Annotated in this window: 12 protein-coding genes and 3 pseudogenes; 1 reads left to right on the top strand and 14 read right to left on the bottom strand. The window is 38.1% G+C overall.

Annotated elements, in window-relative coordinates; translation table 11 throughout:
- Window positions 1-25 precede the first annotated feature (25 nt).
- The 12 genes and pseudogenes from ACXAE4_RS04120 to ACXAE4_RS04065 form a co-directional block, all read right to left on the bottom strand.
- The gene (locus ACXAE4_RS04120) at window positions 26-1057 is read right to left on the bottom strand and encodes a glyceraldehyde-3-phosphate dehydrogenase (RefSeq protein WP_013059435.1); all 1032 of its coding nucleotides are present in this window, start codon (window positions 1055-1057) and stop codon (window positions 26-28) included.
- Between the two features lie 275 nt (window positions 1058-1332).
- Window positions 1333-1929: a dephospho-CoA kinase gene (gene coaE, locus ACXAE4_RS04115; RefSeq protein WP_098999237.1), complete on the bottom strand. Its 597-nt coding sequence runs from the start codon at window positions 1927-1929 to the stop codon at window positions 1333-1335.
- A 23-nt stretch (window positions 1930-1952) separates the two neighbouring features.
- Window positions 1953-2582, bottom strand: a complete 630-nt coding sequence (gene ytaF / locus ACXAE4_RS04110) for a sporulation membrane protein YtaF (protein WP_033579623.1) — start codon at window positions 2580-2582, stop codon at window positions 1953-1955.
- Window positions 2583-2642: 60 nt separating this feature from the next.
- The gene (gene mutM, locus ACXAE4_RS04105) at window positions 2643-3476 is read right to left on the bottom strand and encodes a DNA-formamidopyrimidine glycosylase (RefSeq protein ID WP_028411775.1); all 834 of its coding nucleotides are present in this window, start codon (window positions 3474-3476) and stop codon (window positions 2643-2645) included.
- Between the two features lie 90 nt (window positions 3477-3566).
- A pseudogene (gene polA, locus ACXAE4_RS04100) lies at window positions 3567-6124 on the bottom strand (DNA polymerase I); the annotation flags it as partial.
- A gap of 329 nt (window positions 6125-6453) precedes the next feature.
- Window positions 6454-8225: pseudogene (gene pnpS, locus ACXAE4_RS04095) on the bottom strand (two-component system histidine kinase PnpS).
- Window positions 8218-8935: pseudogene (locus ACXAE4_RS04090) on the bottom strand (response regulator). The pseudogenes pnpS and ACXAE4_RS04090 overlap by 8 nt, the downstream one beginning before the upstream one ends.
- Window positions 8936-9113: 178 nt before the next feature.
- Window positions 9114-9590 carry a MaoC family dehydratase gene (locus ACXAE4_RS04085; RefSeq protein ID WP_028411778.1) on the bottom strand — a complete coding sequence of 159 codons (477 nt, stop codon included), beginning with the start codon at window positions 9588-9590 and terminating at the stop codon, window positions 9114-9116.
- Between the two features lie 133 nt (window positions 9591-9723).
- Complete coding sequence (gene mdh, locus ACXAE4_RS04080) at window positions 9724-10662, bottom strand: malate dehydrogenase (protein WP_013059443.1); 939 nt, start codon at window positions 10660-10662, stop codon at window positions 9724-9726.
- Between the two features lie 28 nt (window positions 10663-10690).
- Window positions 10691-11983: an NADP-dependent isocitrate dehydrogenase gene (icd, locus tag ACXAE4_RS04075; RefSeq protein ID WP_255255780.1), complete on the bottom strand. Its 1293-nt coding sequence runs from the start codon at window positions 11981-11983 to the stop codon at window positions 10691-10693.
- A gap of 74 nt (window positions 11984-12057) precedes the next feature.
- Complete coding sequence (citZ, locus tag ACXAE4_RS04070; RefSeq protein ID WP_028411779.1) at window positions 12058-13176, bottom strand: citrate synthase; 1119 nt, start codon at window positions 13174-13176, stop codon at window positions 12058-12060.
- Window positions 13177-13536: 360 nt separating this feature from the next.
- Window positions 13537-13998: a DUF441 domain-containing protein gene (locus tag ACXAE4_RS04065; protein WP_013059446.1), complete on the bottom strand. Its 462-nt coding sequence runs from the start codon at window positions 13996-13998 to the stop codon at window positions 13537-13539.
- A 113-nt stretch (window positions 13999-14111) separates the two neighbouring features.
- Between ACXAE4_RS04065 and ytvI the strand changes: the two genes are divergently transcribed.
- The gene (ytvI, locus tag ACXAE4_RS04060; RefSeq protein ID WP_028411780.1) at window positions 14112-15221 is read left to right on the top strand and encodes a sporulation integral membrane protein YtvI; all 1110 of its coding nucleotides are present in this window, start codon (window positions 14112-14114) and stop codon (window positions 15219-15221) included.
- A gap of 92 nt (window positions 15222-15313) precedes the next feature.
- Here the strand turns inward: ytvI and ACXAE4_RS04055 are convergent, their stop codons facing one another.
- Window positions 15314-15706 carry an FxsA family protein gene (locus ACXAE4_RS04055; RefSeq protein ID WP_028411781.1) on the bottom strand — a complete coding sequence of 131 codons (393 nt, stop codon included), beginning with the start codon at window positions 15704-15706 and terminating at the stop codon, window positions 15314-15316.
- An 82-nt stretch (window positions 15707-15788) separates the two neighbouring features.
- Window positions 15789-17549, bottom strand: a complete 1761-nt coding sequence (gene pyk / locus ACXAE4_RS04050) for a pyruvate kinase (RefSeq protein WP_033579617.1) — start codon at window positions 17547-17549, stop codon at window positions 15789-15791.
- Window positions 17550-18010: the final 461 nt, after the last annotated feature.

The following is an 18010-nucleotide window of genomic DNA, read 5'->3' as shown; positions in this document are numbered from 1 at the left end:
TTTTTAAAAGCAATCTATAGCTTTCTTAGCTTACTCTTATCTTTGATCCATTACGCATTTCTGCAGCAATATATCTTACCAAATCGACTACGCGCTGAGAGTAGCCCCACTCGTTATCGTACCAAGCTAACACTTTAATTTTATGATCTTCCATTACGATAGTCGATAGTCCATCTACAATCGCTGAATGAGGATTTGTATTAAAGTCAATTGATACGAGTGGTTCCATTGTTAAATTTAAAATATTCTTTAATGGTCCTTCAGCAGCTTTAATGAACGCTAGATTAACATCTTCCATCGTCACAGGTTTCCTTACATCCACAACTAAATCGACAAGCGATACGTTCGGCGTAGGAACGCGCAGCGCCATTCCATGAAGCTTTCCTTTTAAATGAGGAAGAACTAATGAAAGCGCCTTGGCTGCTCCAGTTGTTGTAGGAATAATTGATTGAGCACACGCACGGGCTCTTCGCAAGTCTTTATGCGGGTTATCAATATTCTTTTGATCATTTGTATATGCGTGAACGGTCGTCATTAAACCGTTTTCAATTGTGAACGCTTCGTCTAACACCTTGACAACTGGAGCTAGACAATTTGTCGTACAAGAGGCATTAGAGATAATGTTATGCTGATTCACATCAAACTCTCGTTCGTTTACGCCCATCACAATAGTAATATCTTCTTGTTTACCCGGTGCCGTTAAGACAACTTTTTTCGCACCTGCTTCAATATGTAACTGCGCTTTTTCTCTTGAATTAAATTTCCCTGTTGCTTCAACGACTAAATCAATCCCAAGCTCTTTCCAAGGCAAATTCAGCGGATCGCGTGAATTTAATAGCTGGATTCTTTTACCGTTAACAATTAGCGCATCATCATCACATTTAACATCTCCATTAAATGGTCCGTGTATAGAGTCATATTTGATTAAATGTGCTAATGTTTCTGCTGGATAAGATGCATTTATGGCAATAATATCTAAATTCTCCTCTATAATCGCTGTGCGAAAAACCATTCTTCCTATTCTCCCAAAACCATTAATGGCAATACGTGCTTTCATGGCTATACCCCTCTCTATATGTGTTATACTATTTAACTTTTTATATTGAATAGTATAACATAAATATTTAAAAAGTGAATAATATTAATTTTTTTTAATAAATTATTTTAATTGAGTTTTACTATATGTATATAGCGAGAACAGATATTTAACACATTCTTTTTTAGAAGCTCGTAAATATTCTCAATAAAAAAATCCGAACGAGCTTGATTCTACCTCAAGAATCAAGCTCGTTCGGATTTCCCTTCAGCTAACATACGTTTATCCAAGCCTCTTTAATCTAGCCATAGGGCTAATATACTTAAAAGCTGTTGTTTTGTTTCCTCTACAGGTCCGTTGTTATTGATCACCGCATCGGCTAAGGCTACTTTCTGAATCAAAGGCAGCTGTGCGTGGATACGTGCATAGGCATCTTTCGTCGAGAGATCATTACGAGATTTTAACCTTTCTAGCTGCACAGGCTCATCGACATATACAACCACTACTTTGTCGACTAAATGCGTCAAATCACTTTCAAACAGCAGCGGAATATCTAATACCACAGCATCGTATCCTTCCTCGATATACCTTTCCTTTTGAGAAAGCATTTCTTTTCTTACCGCAGGGTGTACAATTGCATTCAACTTTTTACGTTCTTCCTCTTGAGAAAACACAATTTCCCCTAAAGCCGCTCGATTGATCTCCGCATTTTCGTGAAGAATGGCACGGCCGAACGTCTCTACAATTTGGTTATATGCTTCTTTTCCTGGTTCGACGACTTCTTTTGCAATGTGGTCAGCATCGATTACTGGAATATTAATATCTCTCAGCATTCCGGTTACCGTACTTTTTCCACTAGCAATTCCGCCCGTTAATCCAATTACAATTGACATTGGCCTCTCCTTTATCGCTTTATTTAAAATCTAAAAATACCTAAAATAATAAGCAGAACTCCCGGTAAAAAGGAAAACATTTTCATCCATGATAAACGTGAAAAAACTTTGCCAAACTGTATGCCAGCACTTAAAAAAAGTGAACTCATAAGAGCTACAGCAATTGCTAAAGCATACGGCGAATAACCTAATAAAGCTGCTCCAAACCCTGCTCCAAATGCATCAAGAGATAATGCAATTCCAAGTATAAATGCTTCAATCCCAGTGATGGAACCTGAATTATCTAAATCTGCTGCCGTTGGTTTTTTCAATACGTTAATGACTAAGCCAATTGACTTAATTTCAATTTTCACTAATGTTTTTTCTTCTTTCACTCGAGATGAATCTGCCGGACAAAAAAACTGGTATAAAATCCACATTCCAAGTAGAACAAGAATACCTCCGCCTACTTTATTTAGTACATCCACTGAAAATAGATGCGTAAGTACCTTTCCTAAAAACATAGAAAACATTAAAGAAAATGCTGAGCAACATGAAATAATAAAAATGGATTTCAGCGGGATTTTCACCTTTCGAAGTCCGTATGTCAGGCCAACGCTAAAGCTGTCAAGACTTACGGCAAAAGCAAGAATAAGTAAAGAAAATGTTATCATGATGAGAGGACTCCTTTCCTTTCTGTCTATACGTAGTATATGAAAGGAGCCCATCCATTGTTATTTTTTAGCCGGCTGACAATTTGGGCAGATATGTGTTCCTCTACCGCCTACAACAAATTTTTCAATTGGGGTACCGCAAATTTTACAGGATTCGCCTTTTCTTCCGTACACGTAAAGCTGCTGCTGAAACATGCCTATTTGCCCCTGTGTGTTTACATACGTACGAATTGTGCTGCCCCCTTGTTTCACCGCTTCTTGAAGGGTCGCTACAATTTCTTCGTACAATTTTTCATACTCTTCGTCTGTTAATTGGCTGGCCACTCGTTCAGGGTGAATCCCTGCGCGAAATAGTGCTTCATCTACATAAATATTCCCTAGCCCAACCACGACATTTTGATCGAGTAAAACCGGCTTGATTTTTCGAGAGGTTTTGCCGATTCGCATTTTTAACTGACTTGGATTAAATGTTTCGTCAAACGGTTCAGGTCCAAGGCCAATAAGAGGAGGAAACAGATCTTCCTCTCCCTTTTTAAATAAGTGCATGGTACCAAATTTCCTTACATCCCGGTATCGTAATTCTGTTCCGTCGGTGAAGTGAAAAAAGACGTGTACATGCTTATCTGGTTCGTCTGCATTTTCATGGAGAGCATATTTTCCTTCCATACGCAGATGAGAAACCATCGTATAATCATCGAGTACAATTTTCAAAAACTTACCTCTGCGTTCAACATCTCGAATGGTTTGTCCAACAAGCGCGTCACAAAACTGCTCAACTTGCTCAGGACGTTTGATAATATTAGGCCATTTAACGGTTACACGCTCAATGGTCTTACCACTGGCTAATTCAATCAACGTACGTCTGACGGTCTCAACTTCTGGTAATTCTGGCACGTTTGTCACATCCTTTTTCCACTACTTTGCTTCGTACCAAGTCTTTCCGTAAGAATAATCTACTTTCAACGGAACTTCTAGCTCTAAAGCATGCTCCATTACTTCTGGTACGATTTTCTCTAAAATTTTAATTTCTTCTTCTGGGGCTTCAAAAATCAGCTCATCGTGTACTTGAAGCAGCAGCTTAGCCTGAAGATTTTCATCTTTTAAGCGCTTATCCATTTCAATCATTGCTTTTTTAATAATGTCAGCTGCTGTCCCTTGAATAGGCGTATTCATAGCTGTACGCTCAGCGAAGCTGCGGAGGTTAAAGTTTCGGCTCGTGATTTCAGGCAAGTAACGGCGGCGGTGCAAGAGCGTTGTTACGTATCCCTTTTCTTTTGCATCGCGCACAATCGTATCCATATACTCCTGTACACCCGGGAAGCTTTTTAAATAGCGTTCAATAAAAGTAGCCGCTGCTTTTCTTGTAATTCCTAAACTTTGCGATAAACCGTAATCACTGATGCCATAGACGATTCCAAAATTAACTGCTTTAGCCTGACGGCGCATATTCGACGTTACTTCTTCTCTTTCGACGTGGAACACATCCATCGCTGTTTTCGTATGAATATCTAAGTCATGCTTAAACGCATCAATTAGCTTTTCATCATTTGCAATATGAGCCAGTACGCGCAGCTCAATTTGTGAATAATCCGCCGCAAATATTAACCAATCAGGCTGTGAAGGCACGAACGCACCTCTTATTTTTTTACCTTCTTCAAGACGAATCGGGATGTTTTGCAAGTTAGGATTACTGAGCTTAACCTTCCCGTTTGAGTTAACGTTTGATTAAAGCGGGTATGAACTTTTCCATCGCTTTCATGAATAACCTTTTTTAACCCTTCGATATACGTAGACTGTAATTTTCCTAGCTGACGGTATTGTAAAATCTCTGGGATAATATCATGGGCGCTAGCTAATTGCTCTAATACATCAGCTGATGTGGAATAGCCTGTTTTTGTTTTCTTTATGACTGGAAGCTGCATTTTTTCAAAAAGAACAACTCCTAGCTGCTTTGGTGAATTAATATTGAATTCTTGTCCAGCGTATTCGTAGATTTTCGCTTCAATTTTTTCAAGCTGTTCTCGAAGATCTTCGCCCATTTCATCCAAACGCGCCCGATCAATTTTCACCCCTTGATATTCCATATTGGCAAGGACAATGGCAAGAGGCATTTCAAGCTTTTCAAACAGCTCAAACTGTTCATTTTCAACCAATTCTTTTTCCAACACTTCTTTTAAATAAGCTACGGCGGCTGCTTTTCTTATAACATGCTCAGCTAGCTGAGCAGCTTCCGCAATGCTTCGCTTAGCTCCTTTTCCATACACCGCTTCATCTGATTGCACTTGATGATATCCTTTTAATTTTGCAATTGTCGCTAGGTCATCATTTGCTTCAGCGGGATTTAAGATGTAAGAAGCAATCATTACATCATGTTCAATTCCTTTAATTTCATGCCCCGCCCATTTTAACGATACAATCGTACGTTTTCCATTAAATACCGTCTTTTTTACATCTTCATCTTCTAGCCATGCTGTAAACTTGGAAGATGAAAGAGCTGTGTCTTTATCAATAAAATAGTGGCCGTTTTTGTTGCTGATTCCAAAACCGAGCAGCTGATTGTGATGATAGTTTTCTTCATAACCTTCTACGATCAGAGCTGCTTCGCTTGTTAACATATCATCGTGAACTTCCTGCACTATTTCAAACGTCAGTTCTTCAAAATCTGCTTCCTCTTCTGCTGATTCACCAAATTTAGCAAGCAGAGAATTAAACCCAAGCTCTTTAAATAAAGAGATGACCTTTGAAGATTCAAACCCGTCATATTTCGCATCTTCTACAGATACTTCAAGAGGCGCTTCGCAATAAATAGTTGCAAGCTTTTTACTCATGATGGCTGATTCACGATTATCTTCTAGCTTTTCTTTTAATTTTTTACCGCTGACTTGATCGATAGATTGCAATACATTTTCAACGGTTTCAAACTCTTTTAATAACTTTAAGGCTGTTTTTTCTCCAACTCCGGGCACGCCTGGAATATTATCTGAGCTGTCTCCCATAAGACCCTTCATATCAATGATTTGCGCAGCCGTGATTCCATATTTTTCATCAATGGCTGCAGGCGTATAGGAATCCACATCCGTAATTCCTTTTCTCGTAATATCTACGGTTACATGCTCTGACACAAGCTGAAGTAAATCTTTATCACCGGAAATGACTTTCACGGCCATTCCTTTTTGTTCTGCTTGTTTTGAAAGTGTACCGATAATATCATCTGCTTCGTACTCAGGCAGTTCATAGCGCTTAATTCCATATGCATCTAATAACTCACGAATAAAGGGAAACTGCTCTGAAAGTTCAGGAGGCGTCTTTTGTCTGCCTCCTTTATATTCTGTAAATGTTTTGTGACGAAACGTTGTTTTCCCTGCATCAAAAGCCACCAGTAAATGCGTTGGCTTCTCTTCCTCTAAAATACGTGTCAGCATTGTAGTAAAGCCGTATATGGCATTTGTATGTATTCCTTTATCATTGTTTAAAAGCGGCAAAGCAAAAAATGCACGGTAGGCAATACTATTCCCGTCAATTAATACTAGTTTTTGTGTCATTCATGTTCCTCCATTTCGCTCTCTTCTTATCTTACCTTTATTTTAGCAAACAATAAGCTTTAAGGACAAAAAGTACTCTTGAATTCAACGTTTTATTTTCATATGGTGATAAGATCTATACATCATAAAATAAAAAACACCACCTAGTTATTTTAGGCGGTGTAGCATGTGAATGGATAGAAATTGTCAAAAAGAATCGGCGAAAATAGCACGGTTAAAGCTATTTTCGCCTTACATATTGGCTCCTTGGATGAAGGGGTTTCCATGAAAAATTGTATCAATTAATTATTAAGCTACATTAAATAAATTGTAAAAGGAACGTAAACATTTTACATCTGCGGCAAATACTTGTGCAGCTTCACCGAAAAAGTTGTCCCTTTATTGACTTCACTTTTCACTTCAATTTCCCCTTTATGAGCTTCAACAAGATGTTTAACAATTGCTAATCCAAGACCTGTTCCTCCGGAATTGCGGCTTCTTGCTTTATCTACTCTGTAAAAACGCTCAAAAATACGTGAAATTTCATCAGAATCAATACCGATACCTGTATCTTGAACATGAACCGTAATCGTTTCTTCTTCCTCTTCAAGCGAAACGTGAACGGTTCCTCCAGGCATTGTATACATGAGCGCATTGCCAATCAAGTTAACGAACACTTGCATAAGGCGCTGACTGTCACCATCAATCCACGCTTCTTCAGGAAGCGTATCTAACGTTAGAGTGATTTCTTTTTCATTCGCTCGGTTCGATAGCACTGTTATGACCTCATAGAGAAGGGTATTCAAATCTACTGAATGAATGCTTAGTTTAAAACCTTGCTGTTCAACTTTAGATAAATCCAAAAGATCTTGAATCAGGCTCTCCATGCGCTGGCTTTCCGTTAGAATAATAGATAGAAACTGCTCTCGCAGCTTTGGATTTCCATGGCACCGTCTAACAATGTCTCACTAAACCCTTTAATGGACGTAATAGGCGTTTTTAGTTCATGAGACACATTCGCTACAAAGTCACGGCGCACTTGTTCTAGTTTTTTCAGCTCGGTAATATCATGGAAAACAAGCACAATGCCTTTCCATTCATCGTTTAAGCCAATAATCGGCGCTCCGTAAACATCAAAATATCTTCGTTCAATATTTAAAGGCAAAACGACTTGTTTTCGAACCTTTACTTCGGTCATAAATATTTTTTCCACAAGTTTAATGATTTCTTTGTGCTCAAATACCTCATAATACAAGTGATAAAGGAAATCGTCCGGATGTATATGAAACTGCTCTTTATAAGCTCGATTCACTAAGTTTATATAGCCTCGACTATCGATAAGAAGCATACCGCTTCCCATATTTTCAATTAGGGTGCGCAGCCTGTCCTGCTGCATTTCTTGATTAGTGATAGACTCTTGCAGATTACGAGCAAGTGCGTTAATAGACTGACTCAGCATCCCTGTTTCATCTACATAATCTTCATATGTACGAGCTTTATAATTCCCTTTTGCAAGTTCCATAGCCACCTTGGTTGCCGATTCAATAGGACGGGTATAGCGCCCCATAATCTTTACACCTAAGAGTAAAATCACAATCAAAGCTAGACCTAAGCTTCCAATAAGAAGCCCCCAGATTTGCTGATTTACTTGTTTTAATGAATCAAACGATGTACTCAAAACAACAAATCCCTCTTGCTTACCTTCTATAATAAGCGGGATACCATAGTAATATAAGTCGTAATCTTCTTTAATTTGATCAAAGCTTTTTTTGCTGTTTAACTGCTTTTTTAATACTTGTTGGATTACAATACTTTTTTCGATTCTTTGCTGCTTGCTACCTGGATTTGAGTCAACTAATATTTTTCCATCTTTTTGAACGACAGTCGTTCGTACACTTAGCGAATGACTGATTTGATCAACTTTAGATTTTAAAGCAGGACTTGTGATGCCTTCTTCACTAATGTACATTTCCACAAGCTTTGCTTCTTTTTCCATTCGCTCTTGAAACGTTTGAAAATAAAAGTTTTTAAACAACTGCCCCAGCAGCAGGCCAAGACCTACTAATACAATAATAATAAGTACTAATAGAGCCAAAAGTAGCCTTGAACGAAATTTATTCATCTACCTTTGGTTCCTCCAGCTTATATCCTAATCCTCTAATCGTTTTTATATAAACCGGTTTTCGCGTATTATGTTCAATTTTCTCACGCAGATGGCTGATGTGCACATCTACAATTCGCGTATCTCCGGCAAAATCATAATTCCACACTGCACTCAGCAGCTGGATCACGAGTTAATACCCGTCCTTTGTATTTTGCCAAATATAATAATAACTCGAATTCTTTCGGAGTAAGCTCAAGCTGCTCTTGATTAAAGTAGGCCTCATAATGATCTGGAAGAATTTTTAAATCACCAATCATGATGCGTTCGCCATCTTCCTCCTGTTCATTTTCCTGAGCAATAATTTGTGTTCTGCGTAAAATGGCTTTTACACGGGCTACTACTTCTCGAGGACTAAATGGTTTCGTCATGTAGTCATCTGCGCCAAGTTCTAGCCCTAATACCTTGTCAAACTCATCGTCTTTTGCAGTTAACATTAAAATAGGCGTCATCACTTTTTGCTGACGAAGCTTTTTACAAACTTCAATTCCATCCATTTTAGGAAGCATCAAGTCTAACACAATTAAATCAGGTTTTCCTTCTAATGCCTTGTTGTATCCTTCTTCCCCGTCTTCAGCTGTTTCTACTGTAAAGCCAGCTTGTTGTAAATTATATTGTAATAATGTTGAAATTGATTGTTCATCATCTACGACTAATAATTTCTTACTCATATTAACGATATAAGCCTCCATCTAGTTAAATTAAACCGCAGCTTCACCCAAATGATATTATTTTCTATTTATCTTCTCTTATCATACAATGTTTTAGCCTCGTTCTCCAATACATTTCAACATTTTCAGAAAATATGGCTAAAGAGCTTCTTCTATATTTATCAATATTTAGGGCGTTTTAAAAATTTTCAAAGTCATGTGTCTCTACTGATGGAAGTCTAAGCGGCGGATACACAAGAAACCGAGCCGTTACTACTTTCTCTTTTTGTTCATTGACCGCTTCTACTTCAATCGTAACAGTTTTAGAAGAAACATCTACCTCTGTGACTTCAAATAAAAATTCAATCGTACTATAATGATGAATTTTTTTGGGAAAGGCAACCGTATGTTCTGCAACATGGCTTCCAGGTCCGGGCAAGTACTTTGAAATGGCTGCTGTCATAATACCGGTAATCATAATGCTTGGCACAATAGGTTTCTTAAAAGGTGTCTGAGATGCATAATCATGCTGAATGTATAAAGGGTTAGAATCATTTGTCAGCCCTAAGTACAATAAGATATCTTTATCTTCAATTCGTTCAGTTAGCGTTAATTTTTCTCCAACTTTTATATCTTCAATACTTCGACCTATTTTTTGTTTTTTACCTAATACCATCATCATTCCACCTTTTGTATAAAGTAATAGTTTTTCTTTATATACAAGAAAAATTCGAGGTTTCCCTCGAATTTTCCTTGTGACTATTGTTTGAATATCTATAAAAACCTATACTCAAACCTACTTTATTGTATTAAGCTAATACACCCATGACAGTTTTGACTGATTTTGCTGATTGATCTAACGCAGCTTTTTCAGAATCAGTAAGTTCTAATTCAATTACTTGCTCAATTCCTGCAGCTCCTAATACGGTCGGAACACCTAAGTAGATGCCGTTATAACCATATTCACCCTCTAGGTAAGCAATCGCTGGTAAAATACGACGCTGATCTTTTAAGATCGCTTCTGTCATTTCCACTAAAGAAGCAGCAGGAGCGTAGTACGCACTTCCGTTGCCTAATAAGTTAACGATCTCGCCGCCGCCTTTGCGTGTTCTTTCAACAATTGCTTCAAGACGCGCTTTTGGAATAAGCGTTTCAAGAGGAATACCGCCAGCATATGAGTAGCGTACAAGAGGTACCATATCGTCGCCATGTCCACCAAGTACAAAACCTGTGATATCTTTCACTGAAATGTTTAACTCCTGCGCTACGAACGTACGGAAACGTGCAGAATCTAATACGCCTGATTGACCGATTACGCGGTTTTTAGGAAAACCAGATTCTTTAAATACTGTGTACGTCATAGCATCTACCGGGTTTGTTAACACGATAATGTGACAGTTTGGCGAGTATTTAACAACTTCTTGAGTAACAGACTTCATAATTTTTTGGTTCGTTGTGACTAAATCATCGCGACTCATACCTGGCTTACGCGCGATACCAGCTGTAATAATGACAATGTCAGAATCAGCTGTGTCTTCGTAGTTGGCTGTTCCTGTAATGTTAGCGTCAAAGCCTTGTACAGGACTTGCTTCTAACATATCCAGCGCTTTACCTTTAGCTGGATTTTCTAATTGCGGAATATCAACTAATACAACATCAGCTAATTCTTTTTGACCAATTAAAAAAGCAGTTGTAGCTCCCGTAAAGCCCGCTCCGATAACAGATACTTTTTTACGCATATTTGCCATTATAATTCCTCCCCTAAATGAATAGCTATTAAACTGTTACTTGTTTTCCTAGATTGCTAATTAATTCATCAGCAAACTCTGAACACTTCACTTCTGTTGCGCCGTCCATTAAACGTGCGAAATCATATGTTACTACTTTTGAAGCAATTGTTTTTTCCATTGATTTCATGATTAAATCCGCTGCTTCATTCCAGCCAAGGTGTTCAAGCATTAACACACCTGATAATAATACAGAAGATGGGTTTACTTTATCTAAACCAGCATATTTAGGTGCTGTACCGTGAGTTGCTTCAAAGATAGCATGTCCAGTTTCATAGTTGATGTTTGCTCCTGGAGCAATTCCGATACCGCCAACTTGTGCTGCTAATGCATCTGAAATGTAATCTCCATTTAAGTTCATTGTTGCTACTACATCAAATTCACGTGGACGAGTTAAAATTTGTTGTAAGAAGATATCTGCAATAGAATCTTTTACAATAATTTTTCCTGCTGCTTCCGCTTCTGCTTGAGCTTTGTTTGCAGCTTGTGCACCTTCTTTTTCAACGATGCGGTCATATTGAGCCCAAGTAAATACTTTATCGCCGAATTCTTTTTCAGCTAGCTCATAGCCCCAATTTTTAAATGCGCCTTCTGTATATTTCATAATGTTACCTTTGTGTACAAGCGTAACAGACTTGCGGCCCTGTTCAATCGCATAGTTGATTGCTGCACGCACAAGACGCTCCGTTCCTTCAGAAGAAATAGGCTTAATACCTAATCCAGAAGTTTCAGGGAAACGGATTTTATTTACGCCTAATTCCGTTTGTAGGAATGAAACAAGTTTTTGTACTTCTTCAGAACCCTTCGCATATTCAATACCAGCATAAATATCTTCAGTATTTTCACGGAAGATAACCATATCTGTATCTTCTGGGCGCTTAATTGGAGAAGGTACGCCGTCAAAGTAGCGAACAGGACGTAAGCATGTGAATAAGTCTAATTCTTGACGCAATGCCACGTTTAGAGAACGAATTCCACCGCCTACTGGTGTCGTTAATGGTCCTTTGATTGCAATTATGTATTCGCGAATTGCATCTAACGTTTCTTCCGGTAACCATTCGCCAGTTTGATTAAATGCTTTTTCACCTGCTAATACTTCTTTCCAAACGATTTCTTTTTCACCATTGTATGCTTTTGCAACTGCTGCTTCTAATACGCGGGAAGCTGCTGCCCAGATATCCGGACCAATTCCGTCACCTTCGATAAATGGAATAATTGGGTTATTTGGTACGTTTAAAACGCCGTTTGCTACAGAAATTTGTTCACCTTTTGTCATGAGAATGACCTCCTTAAAAAATTGTCTACTTTCACTTATGGAAAAGTGCTCAACGAACGTGAGCACCTTCGTCACATTGTTTAGCTGCGCTCTTCAAGCGGAATGTACGTTTGTTTTCCAGGACCGATATAATCAGCTCTTGGACGAATCAAACGATTGTTTGAATACTGCTCTAAAATGTGAGCAATCCATCCTGATACGCGGCTTACGGCAAAAATCGGAGTAAATAAATCGTGATCAATACCTAAGCTGTGGTATACAGAAGCTGAATAGAAATCAACGTTTGGCGGAAGCTTTTTCTCGCCTGTTACGATTTTCTCAATTTTCACTGACATATCGTATAGCGTTGTATCTCCTGCTTGTTTTGTAAGTTTTTCAGACATTTCTTTCAAGTGCTTGGCACGAGGATCACCCTGCTGATACACACGATGTCCAAATCCCATAATCTTTTCTTTCTTCGCGAGCTTTTCGCGAATGTAAGGTTCTGCGTTTTCAACTGTTTGAATGTCAGACAACATTTTCATAACAGCTTCATTCGCTCCCCCGTGAAGAGGACCCTTTAACGCTCCAATAGCGGCTGTAATTCCTGAATAAATATCAGATAATGTTGCCACACAGACACGAGCTGTAAAAGTTGAAGCATTTAGCTCATGGTCAGCGTGTAAGACAAGTGCCTTATCAAATGCCTCTACTTGGATATCAGTTGGCTCTTCGCCGGTTAACATATATAAAAAGTTAGCGGCAATGCTATAGTTTTCGTTTGGTTCAATTGGCTCTAATCCGTTACGGACTCTTGAAAAAGCCGTTACCACCGTTGGTAATTGTGCTTGCAAACGAACAGCTTTGCGATAATTTGCTTCTTCATCCATTAAATCAGCTTCAGGATCGTACAACCCCAATAGTGATACGACTGTTCTTAAAGCTGCCATTGGATGAACATCTTGAATTGGATAAGTTTTGAAATGATCTAAGACTTCTTGGGGTAATTTAGCGTTTTCTGCTAGTAATCTAGAAAACACAGATAATTCTTCTTTGTTAGGTAATTTTCCGTGCCATAGTAAATACACCACTTCTTCAAATGTTGCATAATTCGCTAAATCATCAATATTGTAGCCTTGATATGTTAAAGTGTCATCAATAATTGAACTTACTGCTGACGTTGTAGCGACTACCCCTTCTAGACCTCGAGTTGCTGTCATAAATCTCCACTCCTTTACAGAAAAAATTCCCCATACCTTTCTGTGTAAAACGTGAAAAACAAAATTGAGCCTCTGCTCAACTAGACATTAAATGATATACGAAGCGCCTCTTTTGAATATATATCTTGGAAGAACATTCCTTCACCCCACGTAAAGAAAATGCTTACATTTCCATTTGTTTCAATAACACACAAAATCAAAACATCTGCATGTGTCATTGCTTTGTTACAGCCCTATAGGTAAAACATACAATTGTATGTAAAAAGATGCGGCCTCAAAATATATTATAAACAATTATCTGACTTTTGTGAATCAAAAGAGAGAAGAAATTTTAAAAAAATTATTATTATACAAAAATTTCTACGAAAAAAGTTCAGTTAATTTCATAAATAAATAAGCGATTCCAGCACCGATTAACGGACCTACTGCTACCCCTTGAAACAGCGCCACAGCAAGAATTGTGCCAAAAACTAAAGCGGTCGTAATATGCGGATCATCTTCCAAGAGTGTAAGTCCATATTTGGCAATAATTGCTACAGCAATTCCGGCTCCTAGAGCAATCCAAGCATAAGAAGATTTCACAGCTTCTCCTAATTGTTTGAACCCTATGTCTCCTGTTGCAATTGGCACAAGAACGGCAATTGTAATAACCGTTACTCCAATATTAATTCCTTTTGATTGTAGAAACGGAAAAACCTTACCGTCTAACCCGATTAATTTTAAAATAAGTAAAAATGCAACTGCAATGATTAATGATTGATTTTTAGCCACTAATCCAATTACGAGTAAAACAGCTAAAAAAAGCATGGGTTGTGAGAACATTTTACTCATCCTTTCTTTTTTTATTGTGATAAATCTAAAGCGTATTACGTAAATATTTTATGAGTAGCTTTTTCTTTTGTTGACTATCGTTTACAAGGAGGCCTCTATTTATTGTGTACAAGCTTCATTTACATCGACTATTTCGCTTAGCTTGTGTGTTGGTAATTATTGCAGCATCTATATTTCTTAGTTATTATGTCTCTTCTCTCATATATCCATTTATTATCGCCTGCTGCATCGCTTTTTTCATAAATCCTATGGTTAATCTATTTGAATTGAAGCTGCGTTTACCACGCTACTTAGCTGTTTTACTATCAATGGTTCTTATCTTCTCTCTTTTGGCCGGACTTATTACGTTACTTATCACAGAAATCATTGCAGGAAGTACGTATTTAGCGAAAGTTGTTCCCACAAATTTCAAAGAAGTGGTCATATTTATTGAAAATATTGCTACAGAACAAATACTTCCGTTTTATGAACGCATTACTTCTATGTTTAATAACTTAAATACCGGTCAGCAAGCAACTATTTTATCGAACATTAAAGGCGTAGGCAACCATATCGCTCAAACGGTGGGTGATTTTTTGCAAAATGTATTGCAAAGCATCCCAGTACTTTTATCCGTATTGCCTAATGCAGCTACTGTGATTATTTTTTCATTACTGGCTACTTTTTTTATTAGTAAAGATTGGTACAAGCTGATGACTAAAAGCAGCGTGTTTATTCCTAAAAAAGTAAGGGAAAATGGACAGACAGTTGTTGTGGAGCTTAAAAATGCACTGTTTGGTTTTATTAAAGCTCAGCTTACGCTTATTTCGATTACCACAATCATCGTTCTTTTTGGTTTACTTGTTCTTAAGGTTGATTATGCTATTACAGTCGCTTTATTAATCGGCTTAGTAGATATTCTTCCTTACCTCGGAACAGGACTGGTTTTTGTTCCTTGGATGATTTATGCGTTTGCAACAGATAATGTGTCATTTGCTGTAGGACTTTCGGTACTATATGCTGTAGTACTTGTGCAGCGACAAATTATGGAGCCCAAGATTCTGTCATCGAGCATTGGTCTTGACCCTCTTGCTACATTAATTGCTTTATTTGTAGGATATCAATTGATTGGATTTTTTGGATTAATAGTTGCCCCTGTTATTCTTGTTATTCTAAAAACACTTCATACAACGGGAGTTTTTAAAGAAACGTGGCAGTTTATTATAGGAAAATGAAGAAAGAGAGTCAGACACAATAAAAAAATCCGAACGGTTTATCGTTCGGATTTTCCTTGCACTAAAGTACTTTTGTTCCAGCCTCTTTCTAGTTAACGTATAATCGTCATTCGATTATGCCCTTGAAAAAATCTTCTTAACCACGTTAAAAGAAAAGGCTTGACGATTTTGCGTGTAAACGGCAGCAAAAAGATAAAGCCTACAACATCTGTCAAGAAGCCTGGAAACAGTAGAAACAAACCGCCAAATAGTACACACATACCATCAAGGATTTCACCGCTTGGAACATGTCCTTGGCTCATCTGACGCTGTGCTTTTTGAAAAAGAGATGTTCCTTGTTTTTTCGCTAGAAACGCACCAATAAAACTGGTAGCAATAATCAGTAAAAATGTTGACATTACACCAATGAGATGACTTGAATAAATCAAAATCATTACCTCAACAGCAGGTACAATAAGAAGGAGCGGAAGAAGCTTCCTCACCATCATCACCTCTTCGCTTATTGAATTGCCTAAACAAAAAGAGAAGGATTTCCCCTTCTCTTTTTTTCAATCATCTACGTGTTTCTTACAGTACGCTTGCGTGTCCGTTGTATACAACACCACGTGAAGCATCAACTGTAATATCTTGATCTTCTGAGAATACGCTTGTTGCGTTTTCTACACCTACAATGACAGGAATGCTTAAGTTTAATCCTACTACAGCTGCATGGCTTGTTAGACCGCCTTCTTCCGTAATAAGAGCCCCTGCTTTTTCGATTGCACTGATCATATCGCGATCTGTGCTGTTTGTAACAAGGATAGCACCTTCAGTCATTTTTGCATTTGCTTCTTCAGCAGTTTTAGCAATAACTACTTTACCAACTGCTGCTTTACGACCAATTCCTTGTCCTTTAGCCAGAACGTCACCTACAACTTGAACTTTCATTAAGTTCGTTGCACCTGATTCTCCAACTGGAACACCAGCTGTAATAACCACTAAGTCGCCGTGTGCTACAACGCCTGTTTTTACTGCGTCATTTACAGCGTGATCTAACATATCGTCAATTGTACTTACGCGCTCACCAACAACTGGTGTAACACCCCATACTAGAGAAAGACGACGTGCAACAGAATCGTTTGCTGCAACAGCTACGATTGGAGATTGCGGACGATATTTAGAAACGATTTTCGCTGTATAACCACTTTCTGTTGGCGCTACGATTGCACTAGCGTTTAAGTTAAGCGCTGTGTGTACAACAGATTGTCCGATTGCATCTGTAATAGATGGGCCAACTTGCTTGCTGCGCTGTTGTAAAATCTCAGAGTAGTTTAGAGCTTGCTCAGCACGAGAAGCGATTGAATGCATTGTTTGTACAGCTTCAACTGGGTAAGAACCCGCAGCTGTTTCACCAGATAACATAATTGCATCTGTACCATCAAAAATAGCATTGGCAACGTCACTTGCTTCCGCACGAGTCGGGCGCGGGTTGCGTTGCATTGAATCAAGCATTTGTGTAGCTGTAATAACTGGTTTGCCAAGTGCATTACATTGTTTGATTAGATCTTTTTGTACTAATGGTACTTCTTCAGCAGGAATTTCTACTCCTAAGTCACCACGAGCAACCATTAAGCCGTCTGAAACTTCAAGGATTTCTTTGATGTTATCTACGCCTTCTTGGTTTTCGATTTTTGAGATGATTTGAATGTGAGCTGCATTGTGTTTTTCTAGTAGTTCACGAATTTCTAATACATCAGATGCACGACGCACAAAAGAAGCAGCGATAAAATCAATGCCTTGTTCGATACCAAATACAATATCGTTTGCATCTTTTTCAGTGATACCAGGAAGGTTTACACTTACGTTTGGCACGTTTACACCTTTTTTATTTTTTAATGTACCAGGGTTAAGTACTTTCGTTTTGATTTCACCATCAGTTTTATTGATGTCTAGTACTTCAAGACCGATTAAACCGTCATCTAAAAGGATTTTTGATCCTACGTGTACGTCATCAATTAGACCTGGATATGTAATTGAGAATTTTTCAGTTGTTCCCACTACTTCTGTCATAGAAACAATGATTTCAGCGCCTTCTTCTAACTCAATTGCACCATTTTCCATTGTGTTTGTACGAATTTCAGGTCCTTTTGTATCAAGTAAGATACCTACTGTTTTACCTGTTTGTTTCGCAGCTTCACGAATGTTAACGATACGTGCACCATGCTCTTCAAAGTCACCGTGAGAGAAGTTTAGGCGACAAACGTTTAAGCCTGAGTTAATTAGTTCAACTAATTTTTCTACACTTTCACTCGCTGGTCCAATAGTACATACAATTTTAGTTTTACGCATTCAAATTTCCTCCTATATATTTACTATTTACTCTTTAGGTAGAGCAAACAGCTATTTCCTTTACTAACCTTTTACAAGCAGGCTGTGAACAAATATTTTGTTGCCTTAACCTGTTCACCTTGCTTTACGTGTAACTTATGAAATACCTACATAGCGCTGAATCAAATAGCAAACAAATACACAGCACTTTAACGATGAATTTCTTCATCGTTTGCTTCTTGTTTTACTATTCCCTGCAATTCATACAGCAATACTTGCTGCCTGATTTGTCTTATATATCTCACGTTTTAGAGAAAAGACAAACGCTCGCACAGCTGCTAATAACCATAGGAATTTTTTTGAAAACACTCTTTTTCTACTTTTACTTAAAGGTTTTTGCTGTCTATAAAATACCACGAAGAACTTGTAAACACAATAGAGAAGGGCTATACAAACCGCACAAAAACGCGCACCCTTATTTT

It is taken from the genome of Priestia sp. ABM2_011 (assembly GCF_056158845.1).
The sequence above is the reverse complement of the archived record's forward strand: the minus strand, read 5'-3'. Positions and strand labels throughout refer to the sequence as shown.